The sequence below is a fragment of the Xanthomonas sp. 3307 genome (assembly GCF_014199735.1).
GTDB classification, from domain to species: Bacteria; Pseudomonadota; Gammaproteobacteria; order Xanthomonadales; family Xanthomonadaceae; genus Xanthomonas_A; species Xanthomonas_A rydalmerensis.
Genome location: NZ_JACHOG010000009.1, coordinates 48,204 through 68,945, shown reverse-complemented (window position 1 = coordinate 68,945; position 20,742 = coordinate 48,204). Strand labels below are relative to the sequence as shown.

The window sequence follows — 20,742 nt, the reverse complement described above, 5'->3', positions numbered from 1 at the left end:
CTCAACCAGTGCCCGGCCACCAGCCGCGGCCTTGCAGCGCATAGCGATCCGCGGCGCGTTCCAATGGATTGCGCACGCTGACACCGCCGCACGCCAGGTACACCGGCAGGAACAACGGTCCCAGCAGCATGTACTGCAGCACGTGCGCACGTTCGTGGTCGCCGAGCCGTACCGCGGGATGCCGGCAACGACCGGCGGCGTGTTCGTAGGTGGCGCAGGCCACGTCCAGATCGTCGGCGCTGAGCAGGATCACGTTGCCCAGGGTCATCGCCCCGCGCGGCCGCAACGGCATCCGTTCGAACACCAGCGCCAGCTCGCGGCGGCTGAAGCGCAGGCGCGCACCGAAGGCCAGCGCGATGCCCCCAGCAAGCACACCGAGCAAGGTATTGGGCAAGGTCCACAGCACACCGACGGCGATGCCGGCACGGCGCCAGGCCGGCGGCAGCGGCCGCTTCAGTCGGCTTCGTTGGGAATCAGCAGCCACAGGATCAGATAGACCAGGATGCCGGGGAACGCGGCCGAGACGATCGAGCCGACCACGTACAGCACCCGCAGCAGGGTTGCATTCCAGCCGAAGCGGTGCGCGATGCCGCCCATCACGCCCGCGATCATGCGGTCGTTCAAGGAGCGCGACAGCGAACGGGGTTGCGACATGGCGGCGGCTCCAGCAACGGCGGCAACCCACTCTACCCGCGCCAGGCGGGCACCGCGTGACGGAACGCGGCGATCAGCGCTCAGTGCCCGCCATCGCGTTCGGCCAGCCACCGGTGCAGCGCCGCCGGCACTTCGCGCTGGGCACGGCCGGAGACGTAGATGCCGATATGGCCGCCGCGGAAACTCAGTTCGGCGTAGTCGCAGCTGCCGACCACGCCGCGCAGCGCCCGCGACGCGTCCGGCGGCACCAGGTGGTCCTGCTCGGCATAGACGTTGAGCACCGGCATGGTGACCCGGCCCAGGTCCACCGTGTGCGCACCGATGCGCGCGCGCCCGTGCATCAGCGCATTGTCCTGGTAGAACTGCTTGACGAACTCGCGGAAGGTCTCGCCGGCCAGATCGGGCGAATCGAAGATCCATTTCTCCATGCGCAGGAAATCTTCCAGCGCCCGCGGATCGTCGAGGATGTCGAGCAGACCGACGTACTTCTGCAGATTCAGCCGGAACGGCTTGAGCATCAGGTAGCTGACGTTCATCAGATCCGCCGGCACGTTGCCCAGCGTGTCCACGAACAGGTCGACGTCGACCTGGCGCGCCCAGTTGGACAGCATGTTGTCCGGGGTATGGAAATCCACCGGCGTGACCATGGTGACCAGGTTGCGCACCTTCTCCGGCTGCAGCGCCGCGTAGCACAGCGAGAACGTGCCGCCCTGGCAAATGCCGAGCATGTTGACCGGCGCGCCGTCAGCGGCCGCGCGCAGATGGTCCACTGCGCCGTCGATATAGCGCAGCAGGTAATCCTCCAGCGTCAGGTAACGCTCGGACCGATCCGGGTAGCCCCAGTCCAGCACGTAGACGTCCTCGCCCAGCGCCAGCAGGCCCTGCACCAGCGAGCGGTCGGCCTGCAGATCGACCATGTAGGGGCGGTTGACCAGGGCATAGACGATCAGCAGCGGCACCTTGGCGGTGGGCGGGCGCTCGCCGACGAAGCGGTACAGCACCACCTTGCCGTCGCGCCACACTTCCTGGCGCGCGGTGGCGCCGTAGTCCACCGTGTCCAGGCCCGGCAGCACGCGCAGGCCTTCGAGCAGCTTGCGTTGCAGCTCCAGGGTTTCCTGGAGCAGATCGTCGCTGCTGAAACTCAGCGGTCCCTTCATGCGCGACTCCGACGCCCAGCGGGCTTGGGTCCCGCCCGCCGCGACGGGGTGGCGGGCGCGGCCTTCGCTGGCTTGGCGGCGTTGGATCTGGATTTGGATTCGGGTGCGCCTGCTGCCGCCTTCGCAGCGGCGGGCTTGGCGGCGGTCTTCCTGGCGCTTTTCCGCGGCGCAGAAGGAGGGGGCGCAGCAGCAGGTGCAGGCGCGGCAGGCGCACCCTGCCCTTCTGCGCGCTCGATCCGCCGCAGCCGCCGTTCCAGGTCGGCGATACGCCGATGCGCGGCATCCAGTTCGGTGCGTGTGGGCAGGCCAACCTGCTCGCAGACCTGCTCGGTCTCGCGCTGCAGCAGGGCGCGCAGGCGCATCTGCGCGTTGGCGACGTCTGCGTAGACCTGGCGGAACTCCGGCGACAGCGCGGCCGCCGCATAGGCTTCCTCGGCCGCGTCGATCCACAGGTCGAACATCGCCCGCGCATTGGTCAGTTGCCGGCCCGGGTCCTCGTGGCCGCGCAGCTTCTCCTCGAACAGGCCGAAGGCGCGGTCGATGGCGCCCTGCAGCAGCCCCAGATAGGCCTGCAACTGCGCCTGGTAGTCCTGCTGCGCCTTGGCCAGCGCCCGCCAGCGCGCCTGGTGGTTGCGCGCCGGGCCGAACCCGGGCATCTGCAGCCACGGACCGCTGTCGCGCTGCAGCCCTTGCAGCCACTGCGCCGCCTGCTGCAACCACGGATCGATGCCACCCTGACCGGTACCGCGCACCGCGCCCAGCAGCCATTGCAGCAACTGCTCGCGCTTGCCCTGCACCTGGCGTTTCCAGGCCTCGGCGACGTCGGCGCTGCTGGCGTCGCGGCCGGCGAACTGCGCGGCCACCTGCTGCATCGCGCCGAGCCAGTCGCCGGCATGTTGCTGGAATTGCGCCACCGCGTCCTCGGCCTGCGGCGCGCCACCGCGCGGCAGCCACTGGCTCCAGGCCGCGATCGCCTCGCGCCAGGAACCGGTGCCGTCGCCAGCCGCGGCCGACGCGGGGGCCGGTGCGCCCTGGCGCAACGCGGCATTCCAGGCCTCCCAGTACTGCCGCGTCATCGCCTCGAAATCGCCGGCGCCACCGCCGCCGCTAGCCTTCATCGCCACTCTCCCGAACTGGCCCGCGATGATAGCAACCCGCTGCGATCAGGGCTTGGGAATGCGCAGCGTCTTGCTGATCATCAGCGAGCCGGACAAGGCGAACAGCAGCGACAGCGGGTGCAGCAGCCACGGCCCCAGTCGCCATTCGCCCCACCACAAGGCATCGCCGATATGGCCAAGGTGCGCCGCGATCGCCAGCACGATGACCAGCCCCAGGCTGCTCGGGATCGGCGTGCCCTCGAAGTACGGCACCTTGTCGCCGTCGCCGGCGATCTGCTCGGCGGTGACGTTGTAGCGGGCCAGGCGGCTGACCCCGCAGCAGACGAAGAAACTCAGCACCAGCCAGTCCCAGCCGCCCTGCATGCCGCAGGCATAGGCCAGCGCCGCCGGGGCCACGCCGAAGGAGATCACGTCGGCCAGCGAGTCCAGCTCGCGGCCCAGGGTCGAGGACGACTTGCGCCAGCGCGCCACCCGGCCGTCCAGCGCGTCGAACACGAACGCCAGCGGGATCAGCGCCATGCCGAACAGCAGATCGCTGCGCCGGCCGTCCTGCAGGAAGCGCATCGCCGCGAACACCGCGCCGGTGCCGCAGAAGGCATTGGCCAGGGTGAACCAGTCGGCCAGCTGGAACTCGCGCAGCATGGAGAAGTGGCGTTTCATCGGCATAACGTGGCGGATCCGGCGTGAGCGGCGAGCGACAGCACAGGGTAGCGTGGCGCCGCCGCACTGGCGAGCGGCCGCTGCCGGGCGTCGCCGCGCGCTGCTACGCTGGCCGCTCCCCACTTCCGCGCAGGCACTCCCCATGCAGACCGTCCTGATCACCGGCGCCGCCAGCGGCATCGGCGCCGGCATCGCCCACGAACTTGCCGCGGGCGGCCGCCACATCGTCGTCAGCGACCTCGACCTGGCTGCCGCCGACGCGGTCGCCGCGCAGTTGCGCCAGGCCGGCGGCTCGGCCGAGGCGGTGGCGCTGGACGTGGCCAGCGCAGGCAGCATCGCCGCGGCGCTGGCCGCCGTCAGCCGGCCGGTGGACGTGCTGGTCAACAACGCCGGGCTGCAGCACGTGGCGCCATTGCAGGAGTTCCCGATGGACAGGTGGAGCCTGCTGGTGGAGGTGATGCTGACCGGCGTGGCGCGGCTGACCCAGGCGGTGCTGCCGGGCATGCGCGAGCGCGGCTTCGGCCGCATCGTCAACATCGGCAGCATCCATTCACTGGTCGCCAGCCCGTACAAGAGTGCCTACGTCGCCGCCAAGCACGGCCTGGTCGGCTTCTCCAAGGTGATCGCGCTGGAGACCGCCGATACCGACATCACCATCAACACGCTCTGCCCCAGCTATGTGAAAACGCCGCTGGTGGACAAGCAGATCGCCGACCAGGCGCGCACCCGCGGCATTTCCGAAGCCGACGTGATCGCCCAGGTGATGCTCAAGCCGATGCCCAAGGGCGTGTTCATCGCTTACGACGAACTGGCCGGCTGCGTGGCGTTCCTGGCCTCGCCGGCGGCGCGCAACATCACCGCGCAGACCATCGCCATCGACGGCGGCTGGACCGCGCAGTAGCGCTGCGGCAAGCACGCAGGTCCGGCTGCTGGATCGCGCGATCGACACTGGCGAATTTTTCGCCAACACGGCGGCGGCCGTTGCGGCACAACGCCACCCGGATCTTATCCACAGCGTTCGTGCGATTTCATCCACACCGGCTGTGGAGAAGCGCGACCGGGACTGCTGAAATTTTCACCACCCGGCAAAATCGGGCAGCCATTTCAGTGACTTGCCACGCTTGCCCACAGGCTTGTGCAGAATCGATCCACAGCCGCTGTGGACAAGCCCGACGCGGCATCACGCGGGGGTCGACCGAGCGGTGCGCCGGACGACGGGAGAGGCGCCAGCGCTCGTCCTTCTCCCCTCGGGAGAAGGTGCCCCGCAGGGGCGGATGAGGGTGCGGGCGAAGCCTCGTGCACCCAAACTCCGCGAGACGCTTTCGCGCCGTACCCTCACCCCCAACCCCTCTCCCGGTGGGAGAGGGGCTTAGGCTGTTCCCTTCTCTCATTGGGAGAAGGTGCCCCGCAGGGGCGGATGAGGGTGCGGGCGAAGCCTCGTGCACCCAAACTCCGCGAGACGCTTTCGCGCCGGACCCTCACCCCCAACCCCTCTCCCGAAGGGAGAGGGGCTTTATGGCAGCGCGAGCGTGTCAGACCCGCGAATAGCGCCAGGACTGCATGCGCCCGTCGCGGTACGGCATGACCCCGTGGAACGGGCGCGGGTCGCCGTCGAACACCAGCGGCAGGAAGTGACGGTCGCCCTCCCACAGCGGCAGCGTGTCCATCTGCTCAATCGGCACCCAGGCCAACGTGCCCTCCGCGTTCTCGGCGAACGGCTCGCCCGTGTAAGCCTCGATCAGGAACACGAAACCCAGCCAGTCCTCACCGTGCTTGCCGAACCCCGGCCAGCTGATGGTGCCGCGCAATTGCAGCGCCTCGCAGGTGATGCCGGCCTCTTCCAGGATCTCGCGGCGCATGCCGGCCAGCACGTCCTCGTCCGCCTCCACCTTGCCGCCAAGACCGTTGTACTTGCCCAGGTGATGGTCGCCGGGCCGGGCATTGCGGTGGACCAGCAGCACCTGGGTACGGTCGGGCGAGAGCACGTAGCCCAAGGTGGCGACGATGGGGGTGTAAGGCATGCGGTGACGGCGGAGGGCGACGGGCGCGCAGTATGCCGTATCCGCGCTGTTGCCTGGTCTAGCCTGAGGCTAGACGTTTAAACGGCCGGCGTCGCGGCGTCGCGCGGCAGGGGCGGCGCCGGTCGCAGCGTGGCCACGCCGTGGCCGCGCTCGGCCAGGTATTCCAGCCATTTGCCGAGGAAGGTGTTCATGCGCATGCGGTGGCTGATCAGCTCCGCCGGCGGCGGGTACAGCCCCATCACGTCCTGCCAGCGGCGGCCGACGTAGCAATGCGTGGTCTCGGCCTGGCGCGCGTCCAGGTACAGGCGCACGTAGGCCGACGGGTCCGGCTCGCCGGTCAGCGGATCGCACAGGTCGTAGGTCAGGCGCAGTTCGACGGTGTAGCGGTGCCGCTCGATCACGTCCAGGCGCAGGTCCAGGCCGTCGCCGATGCTGGACACGTAGCTGCCGGCCTCGAGGTCGGCCGGCACGAACAGGCGGTTCAGGTGCAGATAGTTCTCGGCGTACAGCCCCATCAGCCAGCCGAAACGGCTGAGCCGGGGGATGCGTTCGCTGCGGGTCATGGCGTGCTGCATGGACCGATCCTACACGCTGGATCGCGCCGGCGGCAGCATTGACGGATCGGCGCCGGCGGCCTACCGTGGAAATCCATGCGGCGACGTGCGGAAATTCCATTGCCGCCAGGAGCGGCCCCGCCCGCTCAGAACATCTCGCGCTGCAATCCCAACGTCGTCAGCACCTTGCTGGAAATCTCCTCGATCGAGGTATGCGTGGTGCTCAGGGTCGGAATCCGCTCCATGCGGAACATGGTTTCGGCGGCCGCCACTTCGCGCCGGCAGGTCTCCGCACTGGAGTAGCGCGAATTCGGCCGCCGCTCCTGGCGGATCTGCTGCAACCGTTCCGGATCGATGGTCAGCCCGAACAGCTTGTTGCGGTAGGCACGCAACCGCGGCGGCAACCGATCGCTCTCCAGATCCTCGTCGGTCAACGGATAGTTGGCCGCGCGCACGCCGTAATGCAGCGCCAGGTAGATGCAGGTCGGGGTCTTGCCCGCGCGCGAGACCGCCACCAGGATCACGTCGGCCTCGTCGTAGGTGAGCGCGATGCCGTCGTCGTGCGCGAGTGCGAAGTTCATCGCGTTGATGCGGCGGTGGTAGGTCTCGAAATCGACCAGACCGTGCGCCTGTCCCACCCGCGAGTGCCGCGGCGCGTTCAATTCGCGCTCCAGCGGCTCGATGAAGGGCGCGAACACGTCGAGCATCAGCGCCCCGCTCTCGGCCAGCAACATGCTCAGTTGCGGATCGACGCAGGAGTTGACCACGATTGGCCGAACCTGATAGCGCTCGCCCGCGGCATGGATGCGCTGCGCCGCGTCACGGGCTTTTTCCGGATCGTCGACGAACGACATGCGGTCGGTGACGAAGCTGAAACCGCTGAACTGGGTGAGCAGGCTATGCCCAATGGTTTCAGCGGTGATACCGGTTCCATCGGACACGTAGAACACCGGTCTGATCGTCGACATTGCCTGCATTCTCCTGGCTGAAACCCAACGGATGCGCCCGCTTCGCTTGTGCCGGCTCGGGTGCGCACTGCATCATATCGGCTTCTTCCCTCACGGACGCGGCCATTCAGCCCGCCTCGGGCGATGGCCTAACGGAGCATCGCGCTTGAACGAGAACATCCTGTGGTTGCATGAGCTGCGCCTGGCCGACCTGGCTCGCGTTGGTGGCAAGAATTCCTCCCTCGGCGAAATGATCGGCAACCTGGCGGGCCTCGGCGTGTCCGTGCCGGGCGGCTTCGCCACTACTGCCGAAGCGTTCAAGGCCTTCGTCGCCCACAACGATCTGTACCAGCGCATCTTCGACAAGCTGGCCACGCTGGACGTGGAAGACGTGAGCGCACTGACCGCCGCCGGCAAGGAAATCCGCGGCTGGGTGATCGACGCGCCGCTGCAGCCGGAACTGGACCAGGCGATCCGCGAGGCCTATGCGCAGCTATGCAGCGAGAACGGCGGCGGCGACGTGGCCGTGGCGGTGCGCTCCTCGGCGACCGCCGAAGACCTGCCCGACGCCAGCTTCGCCGGCCAGCAGGAGACCTTTCTCAACGTGACCGGCGCCGACGATGTCGTGCACAAGGTCAAGGAAGTCTTCGCCAGCCTCTACAACGATCGCGCCATCGCCTACCGCGTGCACCACGGCTTCAAGCACGAGGACGTGTTCCTCTCGGCCGGCGTGCAGCTGATGGTGCGCTCCGGCGTCGGCTCCTCCGGCGTGCTGTTCACCCTGGACACCGAATCCGGTTTCCGTGACGTGGTGTTCGTTACCTCGAGCTTCGGCCTCGGCGAGATGGTCGTGCAGGGCGCGGTCAATCCCGACGAGTTCTACGTCTACAAGCCCACCCTCAAGGCCGGCAAGCCGGCGATCCTGCGCCGTTCGCTGGGCAGCAAGCTGATCCGCATGGTGTATTCGGACGTGCCCGGCGAGCGCGTGCGCATCGAGGACACCCCGGCCGAACTGCGCAACACCTTCTCGATCAACGACGAGGATGTGCAGGAACTGGCCAAGCAGGCGCTGGTGATCGAGCAGCACTACCAGCGCCCGATGGACATCGAGTGGGCGAAGGACGGCGTCAGCGGCAAGCTGTTCATCGTGCAGGCGCGCCCGGAGACGGTGAAGTCGCGCGGCCACGCCACTCAGATCGAACGCTTCGCGCTGCAGCAGCGCGGCGAGGTGATCGCCGAAGGCCGTGCCATCGGCCAGAAGATCGGCGCCGGCGTCGCCCGCGTGGTGCGCAGCCTGGACGACATGAACCGGGTGCAGCCCGGCGACGTGCTGGTCGCGGACATGACCGACCCCGATTGGGAGCCGGTGATGAAGCGCGCCTCGGCGATCGTCACCAACCGCGGCGGCCGCACCTGCCACGCGGCGATCATCGCCCGCGAGCTGGGCGTGCCGGCAGTGGTCGGTACCGGCAACGCGATGGAGCTGGTCGAGGACGGCAAGGAAGTGACGGTCAGCTGCGCCGAAGGCGACACCGGCTACATCTATGGCGAGCGCCTGCCGTTCGAGCGCACCACCACGGACCTGGGTAACATGCCGCCGGCGCCGCTGAAGATCATGATGAACGTGGCCAACCCGGAGCGCGCGTTCGATTTCGGCCAGCTGCCCAATGCCGGCATCGGCCTGGCGCGCCTGGAAATGATCATCGCCGCGCACATCGGCATCCATCCCAATGCGCTGCTGGAATACGCCAAGCAGGATGCGGCGACCAAGAAGAAGATCGACGCGAAGATCGCCGGTTACGCCGACCCGGTGAGCTTCTACGTCAACCGTCTGGCCGAAGGCATCGCCACGCTGACCGCGTCGGTGGCGCCGCACCCGGTGATCGTGCGCCTGTCGGACTTCAAGTCCAACGAGTACGCCAACCTGATCGGCGGCAGCAACTACGAACCGCACGAAGAGAACCCGATGATCGGCTTCCGCGGCGCCAGCCGCTACGTCGACCCGAGCTTCGCCGCGGCGTTCGCGCTGGAATGTAAGGCGGTGCTCAAGGTCCGCAACGAAATGGGCCTGGACAACATGTGGGTCATGATCCCGTTCGTGCGCACCCTCGAGGAAGGCCGCAAGGTCGTCGAGGTATTGGCCAGCAACGGTCTGCGCCAGGGCGAGAACGGCCTGAAGATCATCATGATGTGCGAGGTGCCGTCGAACGCGCTGCTGGCCGAGGAATTCCTGGAGATCTTCGACGGCTTCTCGATCGGCTCCAACGATCTCACCCAGCTCACCCTGGGCCTGGACCGCGACTCCTCGATCGTGGCGCACCTGTTCGACGAGCGCAATCCGGCGGTCAAGAAGATGCTGTCGATGGCGATCAAGGCCGCGCGCGCCAAGGGCAAGTACGTGGGCATCTGCGGCCAGGGCCCGTCGGATCACCCTGACCTGGCCGAGTGGCTGATGCAGGAAGGCATCGAGTCGGTGTCGTTGAATCCCGACACCGTGGTCGACACCTGGCTGCGCCTGGCCAAGCTCAAGAGCCAGGGGTGATGCCGATGCAGTCGTGGCTGACGGCACTGACGGTGGCCACGACCGCTGCGCCTGCGGCGCGGGCGGCGCGCCCGTTCGACTGGCGGACGCTGGACTGGGCGCAGTACGCGCTCAACTGGGGCGTGGCGATCCTGATCCTGGTGGTCGGGATGTGGATCGCCAAGCGCCTGAGTGAATGGCTGCGCAGAGCGCTGCTGCGGGCGCGGGTGGAAACCACGCTCAGCAACTTCCTGCGCAACGTCGCCTATGCGTTGATGCTGGTGCTGGTGCTGGTCACCGCGCTGCAGAAGATCGGCGTACCGCCGACCTCGCTGTTCGCCGTGCTCGGCGCCGCCGGCCTGGCGGTGGGCCTGGCGCTGAAGGACTCGCTGTCCAACATCGCCTCCGGGGTGATGCTGATCGTGCTGCGGCCGATGCGCGACGGCGACCACGTGGTGGTGGCCGGGCAGGAAGGCGTGGTCGACGAGATCCGTATCTTCCAGACCCGCATCCGCACCTTCGACGAGCGCATGGTGACCCTGCCCAACAGCACCATCACCACCGCGCCGATCGTCAACTACAGCACCCTGCCCAACCGGCGCCTGGAGATCACCGTCGGCGTCGGCTACGGCGACGACCTGAAGAAGGCGCAGGAGCTGTTGCTGCAGATCGCGCAGGAGAATCCGAACATCCTGAAGACGCCCGCCCCATTCGTGCAGGTCACCAACCTGGGCGAGAGCACGGTGGACCTGATGTTGTTCGGCTACGCCAAGAACAGCGATTTCGGCGCGGCCAAGAGCAGCACGCTGGAGCAGATCCGCAACCAGCTGCTGGAGAACGGGCTGAGCATTCCGTATCCGCAACGCGACCTGCACGTGTACCACCACGATGCCGACGGCCGCCCGATCGCGGAATTGTTGACCAAAGGCGTCACCGACGACGGCGAGACCAAGCCGGGACCGCCGCTGGCGCGCTGAGCGGCGGCTTCACCTTCTGTATTCCTGCACCACTGCATCCGCCCGACGAGCGTCGGGCGGTGTTCCGCATGCGCCCCGACGCGCAAGGTTCGCGGATCAGCCCTCGCCCTGCCCGCCCAGCCTGCCCATGAAGGGACGGTAGTAGCGCAGTTCGTCGATGGAATCGTGCACGTCGCTGAGCGCGGTATGCGAGGAGGTCTTGGTCAGGCCGGCCGACACCGCCGGCGCCCAGCGCCGCGCCAGTTCCTTCAACGTCGACACGTCAAGATTGCGGTAGTGGAAGAACCGCTCCAGCCGCGGCATCTGCCGGTGCAGGAAACGCCGGTCCTGGCAGATCGAGTTGCCGCACATCGGCGAGGTGCCGGGCTTGCACCACTGGGTCAGGAACGCCATGGTCTCGGCCTCGGCCTGCGCCAGCGTGACCTGGCTGTCGAGCACGCGCTGCCACAGACCGGAATGGCGGTGCTGGTTGCGGTTCCACTCGTCCATCGCCTCCAGCGTCTGCAGCGGATGAGCGATGGCGAACTCCGGGCCTTCGGCCAGCACGTTGAGCTGCGCGTCGGTCACCACCGTGGCGATTTCGATGATCGAATCGCGATCGGTATCCAAGCCGGTCATTTCCAGATCGATCCAGATCAGCCGATCGTTCGCCACGTGCGCTTGCGCCATATCACCGTCCTGTCGTTCGCGGCGGCGAGGCCGGCGCGGAAGTGTCGTATCAAGCGTCAATGATACCGCGCGGGCTGCGTGACAGGCAGGGGCTGGACGCTCACTCGCCGAGTGGCGGCTTGCCGCGCTTGGCGCGGAAATAGTTGGTCAGCCGCGTGCTGGCCGCCGCCGCCAGCACCCCGCCACGCACCTGCACGCGATGGTTGTGGCGCGGGTCGGCGATCAGGTCGAACACGCTGCCGCAGGCCCCGGTCTTGGGATCGGTGGCGGCGTAGACCAGCTCCGCCACCCGCGCATGCACCACCGCCATCGCGCACATCGCGCACGGTTCCAGAGTCACGTACAGGCGGCTGCCGACCAGGCGATGGTTGCCGAGCCGGCGGCCGGCCTGGCGCAGCGCGACGATCTCGGCATGCGCGCTGGGATCGTGTTCGGCGATGTTGAGGTTCCAGCCCTCGCCCAACACCTCATCCTCGGCCGAGACCAGGACCGCACCGACCGGGATCTCGTCGAACTCGCGCTCGGCGCGCTCGGCCAGGGCCAGTGCGTGCCGCATCCAGTGCTCGTCGCGCGCCAGTTGCGCGTCGTCGCCGACAGTCATCGCGCCGCGCCGTGCTTGCGCACGAATTCGGCGAACACCGCCAGCGTCGCTTCGCTGACGTGATGCTCGATGCCCTCGGCATCGCGGCGCGCGGTGTCGGCGTCGATGCCCAAGGCCAGCAGGAACTGCTCCACGGTCTGGTGGCGCTGCCGGCTGGCCGCGGCCAGCGCCTCGCCCTCAGGGGTGAGGAACACGCCACGGTAGGGGCGCTGCACCACCCAGCCGCCCTTGACCAGGCGCTTGAGCATCTTGGCCACGGTCGGCTGGGCCACGCCCAGGCGCGCGGCGATATCCACCTGCCGCGCTTCGCCGCCATCGGCAAGGAGGTCGGAAATCAGCTCCACGTAGTCCTCGATCAGCTCCAGGCGGTGCGCCTCGCGCACCTGGCGGAAGCTTTCGACCTGCACTTCGGCGTCGAGCAGCACCGCCGGCGGCGCCATCGACTTCCCGCTTTTCTGCATTGCAACGCCCTTGTCCGGTGCCGGCGCCCCGCCGACCACCTGCCTATTCTGGCCGAAATCCGGGCTATCGCAGCGATTTGAATTGCCAATGCTAATCCATATAGCACCTGCTATATACTCGTTTGCACCCCGCCCCACCCATCGTCGCCATGGCCGCCCCCCTGCCCCTGCCGAGTTCCGCTGCCGAGCACGCCAGCCGTGGCGAGGCGCGCCCCAGCCTGGGCGCCATGCATGCCAGCGTCGCCGTGCCACGCAACGGCCTTGGCTGGCGCCGCTTCCTGGCCTTCCTCGGGCCCGGCTACATGGTCTCGGTCGGCTACATGGATCCGGGCAACTGGGCGACCGACATCGCCGGCGGCTCGCACTTCGGCTATCTGCTGCTGTCGGTGATCCTGCTCTCCAACCTGATGGCGATCGTGCTGCAGGGGCTGGCCGCGCGCCTGGGCATCGCCACCGGCCTGGATCTGGCCCAGGCCTGTCGCGCGCACTATTCCAAGCCTGTGAACTTCCTGCTGTGGCTGGCCTGCGAGGCGGCCATCGTCGCCTGCGACCTGGCCGAGGTGATCGGCACCGCGATCGCGTTGAAGCTGCTGTTCGGCATCCCGCTCACCGCCGGCGCGATCATCACCTCGATCGACGCGCTGCTGGTGCTGTTCCTGATGCGCCGCGGCTTTCGCGCGCTGGAAGCGTTCGTGATCGCCCTGCTGATGGTGATCTTCGCCTGCTTCCTGGTGCAGATCGTGCTGGCCGCGCCGCCGCTGCGCGAGGTGCTGGCCGGCTTCATCCCGCGCACGCAGGTGGTCACCGACCCGGCCGCGCTGTACCTGGCGATCGGCATCATCGGCGCGACGGTGATGCCGCACAACCTGTACCTGCATTCCTCGATCGTGCAGACCCGCGCCTACGAGCGCACCGATCAGGGCCGCCGCTCGGCACTGCGCTGGGCACTGGCCGACAGCACCATCGCGCTGAGCCTGGCGCTGTTCGTCAACGCCGCGATCCTGATCCTGGCCGCCGCGGTATTCCATGCGCACGGCCGCACCGACGTGCAGGAAATCGAGCAGGCCCACGAACTGCTGGCGCCGATGCTCGGCGTCGGCCTGGCCTCGACCCTGTTCGCGGTGGCGCTGCTGGCCTCCGGCATCAATTCCACCGTCACCGCCACCCTGGCCGGGCAGATCGTGATGGAAGGCTTCCTGCACCTGCGCCTGCCGCCATGGGCGCGGCGCCTGCTGACCCGCGGCCTGGCGATCGTGCCGGTGGTGGCGGTGACCTCGCTGTACGGCGAACAGGGCACGGCCAAGCTGCTGGTGCTGAGCCAGGTGGTGCTGTCGATGCAGTTGCCGTTCGCGGTGATCCCGCTGGTGCGCTTCGTCACCGACAAGCCTCGGATGGGTCCGCTGGTGGTGCGCCGCGGGCTGGCCTGGCTGGCCTGGGGGATCGCCGCGCTGATCGTGGTGCTGAACCTGAAGCTGCTCATCGACACGCTGCTGCACTGACGGCGCGGTTGCGGTGCGCTTCCGGGCCCTGGTCTTTCAGGACCCGGCGTCGATCACTAACACAGCGAAGCGGTGTCCGATCTGCCGGCCATGCCGGCATTGGCCCGCACTTGCTGCAGCGCGTTGGCCAGTTCGTCCAGCCGGTAGGGTTTGGACAGGATCTGCACCCCTTGCGCCTCTGCCGCGGACTTCGCCGCTTCGGCGTAGCCGCTGGTGAGCAGGACCGGCAGCGCGCCACGCCGCATGCGGATTTCCTGCACCAGCTCCAGGCCGTTCATGCCGCCGGGCATCATGATGTCGGAGAACACGATGTCCACCACGCGGCCGTTGGCCAGCGCACCGAGCGCCGCGCCCGCACTGGCCGCGCGGACGACCTCGTAGCCGAGTTGGCGCAACATCTCCCCGACCAGCGCGGCGACTTCGTCGTCGTCCTCCACCAGCAGCACGCAGCCGGCCTGGCCGGGCTCATCTCGAACGACCTGGAGGTCCACCAGGTGCCGATCTTCTTGCACTGGCGCACGATGCGAGCGCGGCAACAGCAGATGGATCGCCGTGCCGCGCCCCGGCTCGCTGTCGATGTGGATGGAACCGCCCGACTGCTGCACGAAACCATGCACCTGGGCCAGGCCCAGGCCGGAGCCCTTGCCGATGTCCTTGGTGGTGTAGAACGGCTCGAACACCCGCGCCTTCACCTCCGGCGCCATGCCGCTGCCGTCGTCGATGATCGACAGGCGGATGAAATCCGGGTCGGTGGCGACGGCGCCAGGCAGGTTGCGCGCCCGTACCACGATGGTGCCGCCGTTGGGCATTGCATCGCGCGCGTTCACGGCCAGGTTCAGCACCACCAGTTCCAGTTCACCTGGGTCCACTTCGACCGGCCACAGGTCGTCGGCCAGATCGAAATCCACGTGCACGTCGCCACGCAGACTGCGGTCCAGCAACTCGCGCATGCCGCCGATCTGCCGCGACAGGTCGATCGGCTCGGGCTTGAGTTCCTGCCGGCGCGAGAACGCCAGCAGTTGCCGGGTCAGCCCGGCGCCGCGCTGTGCGGCCTTCTGCATGCCGTCCATCAAGCGTTTGCGGATCGCCGGATCGCTCTGACTGTCGAGCATCGCCAGGCCACCGGAGATCACCATCAGCAGGTTGTTGAAATCGTGCGCGACGCCGCCGGTCAACTGGCCCAGCGCCTCGATCTTCTGCGCCTGGCGCAGGGTCTCCTCGACCCGCGCGCGTTCGTCCATCTGCCGGCGCAACAGTCGATTGGCCTCCTCCAGCTCGCGCGTGCGCGCCACCACCTGCGCCTCCAGCTGCGCCGCGGCCGACGCCTGCGCCTGCAGCAGCGTGCGCACCTCGTATTGCCGCGCCCGTGCACGCAATGCGGCCTTGATGGTGCTGGTGAAGGTGATCGTTTGCACCGGGCGTTCGAGCAGCGCCACGTTGCGCAGCGCACCCACCAGCTTGCGCCGCCATGCGACCACGAACGGCTGCTCCTGGTGGCTGGTCAGCACCACGAACGGCAGGTCCGACCAGGCCGGCTGCGCGTCGGCCCAGGCGAACAGCGCCGAGGTGTCCGCGCCGAACAGCCCCTCCTCGGCCAGGAATACCGCCGCCGCGCCGACGTGCAGCTCGCGCACCAGCATGCCCAGGTCTAAACAGTGGCACGCCACCACCCCGCCGCGACGCAGCAGTTCCACCGACGCCGGGCCGTCGCGCCCGATCGGCGTGTACACCAGGACGCGTTTTTCGGGTGCGTCGCTGCTGCTCATGCAAGCGGGTCCAGCAGCGGCAGGTCTCCCCCGCCATAGCGCGGCGTGCCGGAAAAGATGCCGCTGAATTCCTTGAGCGGCGGCCCCACGTCGATGCCCTTGCTGCTGAGCCGGAACTCGCGAATGGTGTTCTCGTGGTTGCCGCTGCGCTTCTTGACGACCGACAACGCGCGGCGCACGGTGCCGCCCACTTCGAAATACCGCAGCATCAGCACCGAATCGCTGAGATAGCTCAGGTCCAGCGGGGTCTCCATCGGGCCGACCAAGCCATGCTGCGCCAGCACCAGGATGGTCAGCACGCCGTGCTGGCCCAGATAGCTGAGCAGTTCGTGCATCTGCAGGATCAGGAAGCGCTCGTCCGGCATCGCATTGAGATAGCCGTTGAGGCTGTCGATGACGATCACCCGGGCGCCGTCGACCTCGACGCTGCTGCGCACGCTGGCGGCAAACTGCCCGGGCGACATCTCGGCCGGGTCGATCTGCTGGAAGCGGATCAGCCCGCTCGCCAAGTGCTTCTCCAGCGGCAGTCCCAGGGTGCGAGCGCGCGCCTCGACCGTGCCGCGGCCTTCGTCGAAGGCGAAGAACACACTGTGTTCGCCGCGTTCGGCAGCGGCGATGGCATAGGTCAGCGCCAGCGAGGACTTGCCCACGCCGGCAGCGCCGAGCAGCAAGGCATTGGTGCCGCGTTCCAGCCCGCCACCGAGCAGCCGGTCCAGTTCGGCATTGCCGCTGGAGGTGAATGCGTCGATGTGGTGATGCTTGTAGTCAGCCGCGACCAGCCGCGGATAGATTTCCAGGCCGCCCCGTTGGATGCTGAAATCGTGGTAGCCGCCGCGGAACTGGATGCCGCGCATCTTCACCACGCGCAGGCGCCGGCGTTCGGCGCCGTAGTCGATCGCCAACTGTTCCAGCAGCACCACGCCATGGGTGATGGAATGCAGCTGGAGGTCGTTTTCCTGCGAGGACAGGTCGTCGAGCAGGATCACCGTGCATTGGCGGCTGGCGAAGAAATGCTTCAGCGCCAGCACCTGGCGACGGTAGCGCAGTGGACTTTGCGCGAGCAGGCGCAGTTCCGACAGGCTGTCCAGCACCACGCGGCTGGGATTGAGCTGTTCGACCTTCTGGAAGATCAGCTTGGTGGTCTCGGTGAGTTCCATCTCCGCCGGATGGAACACGGTGAGTTCGCGCTCCGGGTCCAGTGCGGTTTCCGGCGGCACCAGCTCGAACACGTCGACCTGCTCCATGCTCCAGCCGTGGCGCGTGGCGACCAGATGCAGTTCGCGCTGGGTCTCCGAGAGCGTGATGTACAGCACGCGCTCGCCCTGCCGAACGCCCTCCAGCAGGAACTGCAGGGCGATGGTGGTCTTGCCGGTGCCCGGACGTCCTTCGTAGAGATACAGGCGGTTGGCGTCGACGCCGCCGCCGAGGATGTCGTCCAGGCCCGCGCTACCGGTGGAAATACGCGGCAATTCATCGCCATTCACGTGATCGGTCCGCCGATGGGGCGTCATGGTCGTCCTTTCTGTGCTGTTTGCACTGTGGTCAACGCGTCGTGTGCTCGGGGTGCGTGGTGACCAAGTGCAACCCGGCCGGAGGTCGCGACCACCGCATGCCGCGACGTGCACGCGCGTCGAGCACGCCGTCTCCCTTGCACTTCTTCGCCACGAACCACGCTACGTTCGGCAAAGTGATTTTTCTGTGTAGGCAAAGGCGATGGGCGGACGTCCGCGCCGCATCGCTGTCATCCGTCGGGTAGCACATGGCCGCACATCGACGCCGGCTTCGCTCGCATGGCTTGGCGCCGAACCGGTCAAAGACGTGCTACCGCACGCATGGGCGGCAAGCAGGCCATACCGACAAAACATCTGGAATGCTGCAAGTGACGGTGCCGCTGGTGCAGGCTCGCAAATCCGAGGCGAAAGAAAGACCACGCACTCGCCTGCGGCACCGATGACGTGCGACGCGTCTCACACTGTCGCCTACGCCAGCAACTGTCTACCCTCGACGCCGATCCGGCTTATACAGTAGCCGCGACATACCAGGGATGGCGGGGATGGCCGCGGCAAGAGATTTCGCCAAAGGCGTTCTACTGAGCGCGACCTACTGCATCGCCTTCCTGCTGGCGTGGCGCTGCTCCGTGGATCAGTGGTATCTGCCGGCAGGCGTGCGCGTCGCCAGCCTGCTGTTCCTGCCCGCGCGACGCTGGCCGTGGTTGCTGGCCGGCGATGCCGCCGCGCTGCTGACGCTGCGCATTCCCATGAGCGAGGCCTGGGGCGCGAGTACCGCCTGGGCTTACCTGAGTCCGTTCCTGCTGATGCCGGCCGTGTCGCTGTTGCCGGTCCTGGTGCGTCAGCGAGTACCGGATCTGGCGCGCAACGATCACTGGCTGCTGCCACTGGCGCTGGCGACCGCGCTGTGGAGCACGCTCTGCAACATCGCCATCAACACCGCCTTGGGCGGCCCAACGGGGCCGGCGCCGCTCGATGTCCTGCTGCGCTACTGGCTCGGCGATTACCTGGGCACCTTGATGTTCGTGCTGCCGGCGTTGCTGTGGTTGCGCCGCGACGAACCTACGCAGATGCATGCTTCGCTGTTGCGCGAGGGGTTGGCGTCGATCGCCGTGGTCGTCGTGCTGTCGGCGTCGATCGCCGGCGTGGACGATGCCCTGCTGCGGCAGTTGCTGATGGTGTTGCTGGTGGTCCCGGCGATCGTGCTGACGCTGCGCCATGGCTGGCGGGGCGCGGCGCTCGGCGTGGTCCTGGCGAACGTTGCGGTGGCGCTGTCCATGCCCAAGGTCGTGGCACCCGGGATCCACGACGCCGACGCGTTCGTGGTGCAGATCCTGCTCGCCGCCACGGCCACGGTGATGTTCGCGTTCGGGTCGCGCATCTCCGCGGCCTATCGGCACATGCGCGACGACGGACGCCTGCGCGAGCAGGCGCTGGCCTTCGCGCAGGCCGGTTACCTGTCCGCCGAACGCACGCTGCGCCGGCGGGTGGTCGACTACACCGATCTCAGCACGCAGATCAACAAGCTGCGCCGCGACGTGGTGGAGGATCTGCGCGCGCGCGGACACTACGCCGCCGCCATGCAGATGACCCGCACCGGGGTGATCCAGGCGCAACTGCTGGACGAGTACGTCACCGCGCTCTACCCGCTCGGCATCGAGACGCATGGCCTGTACCCCACCCTGCACTCGCCGACCTTCGCCAACCTGTGCGCGACCGAGTTCCGCTGCCGCCTGCATGGCGATCCGCGGCGCTTGTCGCTGGGCCTGCAACTGGTGGCCTATCGCTGCATCCTCGACGCCATCGAGACCCTGCCCGTCGCCCACACCCACCTGCTGCAGGCGCGGGTCTGGCGAGCCAGGGGGCGGCAGGGCATCGCCATCCGCATCACCGCCGACGCCGCCATGCTGAGCGCAATGCGGCGTCGCCCGGAGGCGCCGGCCCGGGAACTGGCGGTCCGCCTGCAAGCGCATGGCGGCACCTGCCGGCGCCGCCATGCGTTGAGTTTCAGCTTCCTGGTGTCGGAAAGCGCTGCCGCCAGCCTTCACTCTACCGACGTGACCTCCCACGCATCGCCGCGCCCATCCGCGCGCAGCCGCACCACCACATCCGCGGTCCGATAGACCACACGGCCCGGCACCACTGGCGCTGCCGTCACCGTGACGCGCGCCACGTCGCTGCCCATCGGCAGCACCCACAGCGTCTTGCCGATGCGGCCGACCGCGGCGCGGACCACGCCGTTGGCATCGTTGATCTGCAGGTAGTTCACGCCGTCGCGCGAAAACTCGTAGATGCGCCAGGCCGAATCCGTGGCGAGATTCAGCGCCTGGGGCACGCTCTCTCCCAGCCCCTTGCCGACGACCCCATGCCCGCCGGAGGGGCAACACGTCTGCGCCTGCGCCTGAAAGGACAGCGCCAGCGCCGCTGCCGCCACGATTGCCAAGCCTTTCGCCTTCGTTTCCATTCCATCGATCCTTTCCCACGCGGGGAATTCCGCCTGCATCTCAGGCTGGATCAAGGTACGTGGTCCTGGCCCGGAAGCGGTCGACAAACACCATCAGCAAGGCCGTGCAGGGCCGCTGGCCTTTGGGGAGTCCGATCGCTGAACCGTTCCGTCGCCGGCGCGTAGGAGATCGGCCTGCTGCTCACCATTCTGTACGCAGTCCCCGGGCAATCGACTACAGACACAGCGGCGCTGGGTACCCGCCGCGCCGGCTCAATCGTCCTTCGCCAACGCCACGAAATGGGCCAACGGCGAGCCGGAGGGCGCGTCGCGCCAGATCAAGGTCAACGGAATGGTGAACGCGGATGCCGGATCCAGCGTCCGGTACACCACGCTCTCGCGATGCAGCGACTGCAGCGCCATCGGCACGATCGCGACGCCCTGCCCGGCTGCCACCATGGCGGCGGCGGACAGCAGACGCGGCACGGTGGCCACAGCCCGCGGCGCGAAACCGGCGCGGTGGCAGGCAGCGGACAGCACGTCCAGGATGCCTGGCCCGTCCGGACTGCGATACAGCACGAACTCCTCCGTCGCCAATTCTTCCAGCGCCAACGCATCGGTTGCCGTACTCAACCGGTGCCCACGCGGAAGTGCGACCACCACGGCTTCTTCAGCAAGGGTGATGGCGTGCAGCGGCGCAAAGCGCTCGGCGGGGGCGCGTACGAACGCCGCGTCCATCTCTTCGGCCCGCACCGCACGAAACAAGCCGTCGGTCGCATGCTCGCGCACATCCAGCGCGACCTGCGGATAGCCTTCGCGGAACGCTCGCAGGATCCGCGGCACCAGCGGATGCAATGCAGCCGAACTGGTGTAGCCCACCACCAGCCGACCCAGTTGCCCCTGCGCCGCACGCCGGACGCGAACGACGGCGTCATCGGCCGCGGCCAGAATGGCCTGCGCATCCGCCAGGAACACGCGCCCTGCATCGTTGAGGCGCACGCTGCGCGGCGTCCGCTGGAACAGTTCGACACCCAGTTCGCGCTCCAGATCGCGGATCTGCTGGCTGAGTGGCGGCTGCTGCATACCCAGATGCGCCGCCGCCTTGGTGACGCTCTGCGCAGCTGCCACGGCGACGAAGTAACGGAGATGGCGCAATTCCATGGCGTTAATGATATTCAAAATATCT

The 20,742-nt window shown here is 67.9% G+C and carries 20 protein-coding genes; 5 read left to right on the top strand and 15 right to left on the bottom strand.

Translation table 11 applies throughout. The features are described from left to right. Position 1: 1 nt before the first annotated feature. The 5 genes from GGR64_RS18110 to GGR64_RS18090 all read right to left on the bottom strand — a co-directional run bounded on the left by GGR64_RS18110 (position 2) and on the right by GGR64_RS18090 (position 3,589). Positions 2–457, bottom strand: coding sequence for a hypothetical protein (locus tag GGR64_RS18110; RefSeq protein ID WP_184647680.1), 456 nt, complete (start codon positions 455–457; stop codon positions 2–4). Next, positions 454–654, bottom strand: coding sequence for a PspC domain-containing protein (locus GGR64_RS18105; protein WP_026144177.1), 201 nt, complete (start codon positions 652–654; stop codon positions 454–456). Before GGR64_RS18105 ends, GGR64_RS18110 begins: the two co-directional genes overlap by 4 nt. Positions 655–734: 80 nt before the next feature. Beyond that, entirely contained in the window at positions 735–1,811 is a 1,077-nt protein-coding gene (locus tag GGR64_RS18100; RefSeq protein WP_184647564.1) for a class III poly(R)-hydroxyalkanoic acid synthase subunit PhaC, read from the bottom strand. Further along, entirely contained in the window at positions 1,808–2,929 is a 1,122-nt protein-coding gene (phaE, locus tag GGR64_RS18095; RefSeq protein ID WP_184647562.1) for a class III poly(R)-hydroxyalkanoic acid synthase subunit PhaE, read from the bottom strand. The genes GGR64_RS18100 and phaE overlap by 4 nt, the downstream gene beginning before the upstream one ends. 45 nt (positions 2,930–2,974) lie before the next feature. Next, positions 2,975–3,589 carry a phosphatidylcholine/phosphatidylserine synthase gene (locus GGR64_RS18090; protein WP_184647678.1) on the bottom strand — a complete coding sequence of 205 codons (615 nt, stop codon included), beginning with the start codon at positions 3,587–3,589 and terminating at the stop codon, positions 2,975–2,977. A 142-nt stretch (positions 3,590–3,731) separates the two neighbouring features. Here GGR64_RS18090 and GGR64_RS18085 point away from each other — a divergent pair, with 142 nt between their 5' ends. Beyond that, positions 3,732–4,490 (top strand): 3-hydroxybutyrate dehydrogenase, encoded by a 759-nt coding sequence (locus tag GGR64_RS18085; protein ID WP_184647560.1) that lies wholly within the window; start codon positions 3,732–3,734, stop codon positions 4,488–4,490. Between the two features lie 631 nt (positions 4,491–5,121). Here GGR64_RS18085 and GGR64_RS18080 read toward each other — a convergent pair. The 3 genes from GGR64_RS18080 to GGR64_RS18070 form a co-directional block, all read right to left on the bottom strand. Beyond that, the gene (locus GGR64_RS18080) at positions 5,122–5,610 is read right to left on the bottom strand and encodes an 8-oxo-dGTP diphosphatase (RefSeq protein ID WP_184647557.1); all 489 of its coding nucleotides are present in this window, start codon (positions 5,608–5,610) and stop codon (positions 5,122–5,124) included. A 77-nt stretch (positions 5,611–5,687) separates the two neighbouring features. Beyond that, complete coding sequence (locus GGR64_RS18075) at positions 5,688–6,185, bottom strand: DUF1249 domain-containing protein (protein ID WP_160967977.1); 498 nt, start codon at positions 6,183–6,185, stop codon at positions 5,688–5,690. A gap of 125 nt (positions 6,186–6,310) precedes the next feature. Then, complete coding sequence (locus GGR64_RS18070) at positions 6,311–7,132, bottom strand: pyruvate, water dikinase regulatory protein (RefSeq protein WP_184447884.1); 822 nt, start codon at positions 7,130–7,132, stop codon at positions 6,311–6,313. Between the two features lie 145 nt (positions 7,133–7,277). Between GGR64_RS18070 and ppsA the strand changes: the two genes are divergently transcribed. Further along, positions 7,278–9,653, top strand: coding sequence for a phosphoenolpyruvate synthase (ppsA, locus tag GGR64_RS18065; RefSeq protein ID WP_184647555.1), 2,376 nt, complete (start codon positions 7,278–7,280; stop codon positions 9,651–9,653). 5 nt (positions 9,654–9,658) lie between these two features. Beyond that, positions 9,659–10,609, top strand: a complete 951-nt coding sequence (locus GGR64_RS18060) for a mechanosensitive ion channel family protein (RefSeq protein WP_184647553.1) — start codon at positions 9,659–9,661, stop codon at positions 10,607–10,609. 96 nt (positions 10,610–10,705) lie between these two features. On the opposite strand, the gene orn is transcribed toward GGR64_RS18060, so the two are convergent. The 3 genes from orn to mntR form a co-directional block, all read right to left on the bottom strand. Continuing rightward, positions 10,706–11,278 carry an oligoribonuclease gene (orn, locus tag GGR64_RS18055; protein WP_160967969.1) on the bottom strand — a complete coding sequence of 191 codons (573 nt, stop codon included), beginning with the start codon at positions 11,276–11,278 and terminating at the stop codon, positions 10,706–10,708. Between the two features lie 100 nt (positions 11,279–11,378). Next, positions 11,379–11,879, bottom strand: coding sequence for a tRNA adenosine(34) deaminase TadA (gene tadA / locus GGR64_RS18050; RefSeq protein WP_184647551.1), 501 nt, complete (start codon positions 11,877–11,879; stop codon positions 11,379–11,381). Continuing rightward, positions 11,876–12,340 carry a manganese-binding transcriptional regulator MntR gene (gene mntR / locus GGR64_RS18045; protein WP_184447882.1) on the bottom strand — a complete coding sequence of 155 codons (465 nt, stop codon included), beginning with the start codon at positions 12,338–12,340 and terminating at the stop codon, positions 11,876–11,878. The genes tadA and mntR overlap by 4 nt, the downstream gene beginning before the upstream one ends. A gap of 227 nt (positions 12,341–12,567) precedes the next feature. Here mntR and GGR64_RS18040 point away from each other — a divergent pair, with 227 nt between their 5' ends. After that, the gene (locus GGR64_RS18040) at positions 12,568–13,839 is read left to right on the top strand and encodes an Nramp family divalent metal transporter (RefSeq protein ID WP_255421648.1); all 1,272 of its coding nucleotides are present in this window, start codon (positions 12,568–12,570) and stop codon (positions 13,837–13,839) included. Positions 13,840–13,895: 56 nt separating this feature from the next. Here the strand turns inward: GGR64_RS18040 and GGR64_RS18035 are convergent, their stop codons facing one another. Further along, on the bottom strand, positions 13,896–15,605 hold the full coding sequence (locus tag GGR64_RS18035) for an ATP-binding protein (RefSeq protein ID WP_160970766.1): 1,710 nt from the start codon (positions 15,603–15,605) through the stop codon (positions 13,896–13,898). Beyond that, complete coding sequence (locus GGR64_RS18030) at positions 15,602–17,116, bottom strand: ATPase domain-containing protein (RefSeq protein WP_160970764.1); 1,515 nt, start codon at positions 17,114–17,116, stop codon at positions 15,602–15,604. Before GGR64_RS18030 ends, GGR64_RS18035 begins: the two co-directional genes overlap by 4 nt. Before the next feature lie 542 nt (positions 17,117–17,658). On the opposite strand from GGR64_RS18030, the gene GGR64_RS18025 reads away from it, so the two are divergent. Beyond that, positions 17,659–19,236: an MASE1 domain-containing protein gene (locus GGR64_RS18025; protein WP_260303461.1), complete on the top strand. Its 1,578-nt coding sequence runs from the start codon at positions 17,659–17,661 to the stop codon at positions 19,234–19,236. Here GGR64_RS18025 and GGR64_RS18020 read toward each other — a convergent pair. Together GGR64_RS18020 and GGR64_RS18015 are read right to left on the bottom strand one after the other, a co-directional pair. After that, positions 19,158–19,577 (bottom strand): hypothetical protein, encoded by a 420-nt coding sequence (locus tag GGR64_RS18020; protein WP_184647676.1) that lies wholly within the window; start codon positions 19,575–19,577, stop codon positions 19,158–19,160. The genes GGR64_RS18025 and GGR64_RS18020 overlap by 79 nt on opposite strands. Positions 19,578–19,829: 252 nt before the next feature. Further along, positions 19,830–20,717 (bottom strand): LysR family transcriptional regulator, encoded by an 888-nt coding sequence (locus GGR64_RS18015; protein ID WP_184647549.1) that lies wholly within the window; start codon positions 20,715–20,717, stop codon positions 19,830–19,832. Between the last annotated feature and the right edge of the window lie 25 nt (positions 20,718–20,742).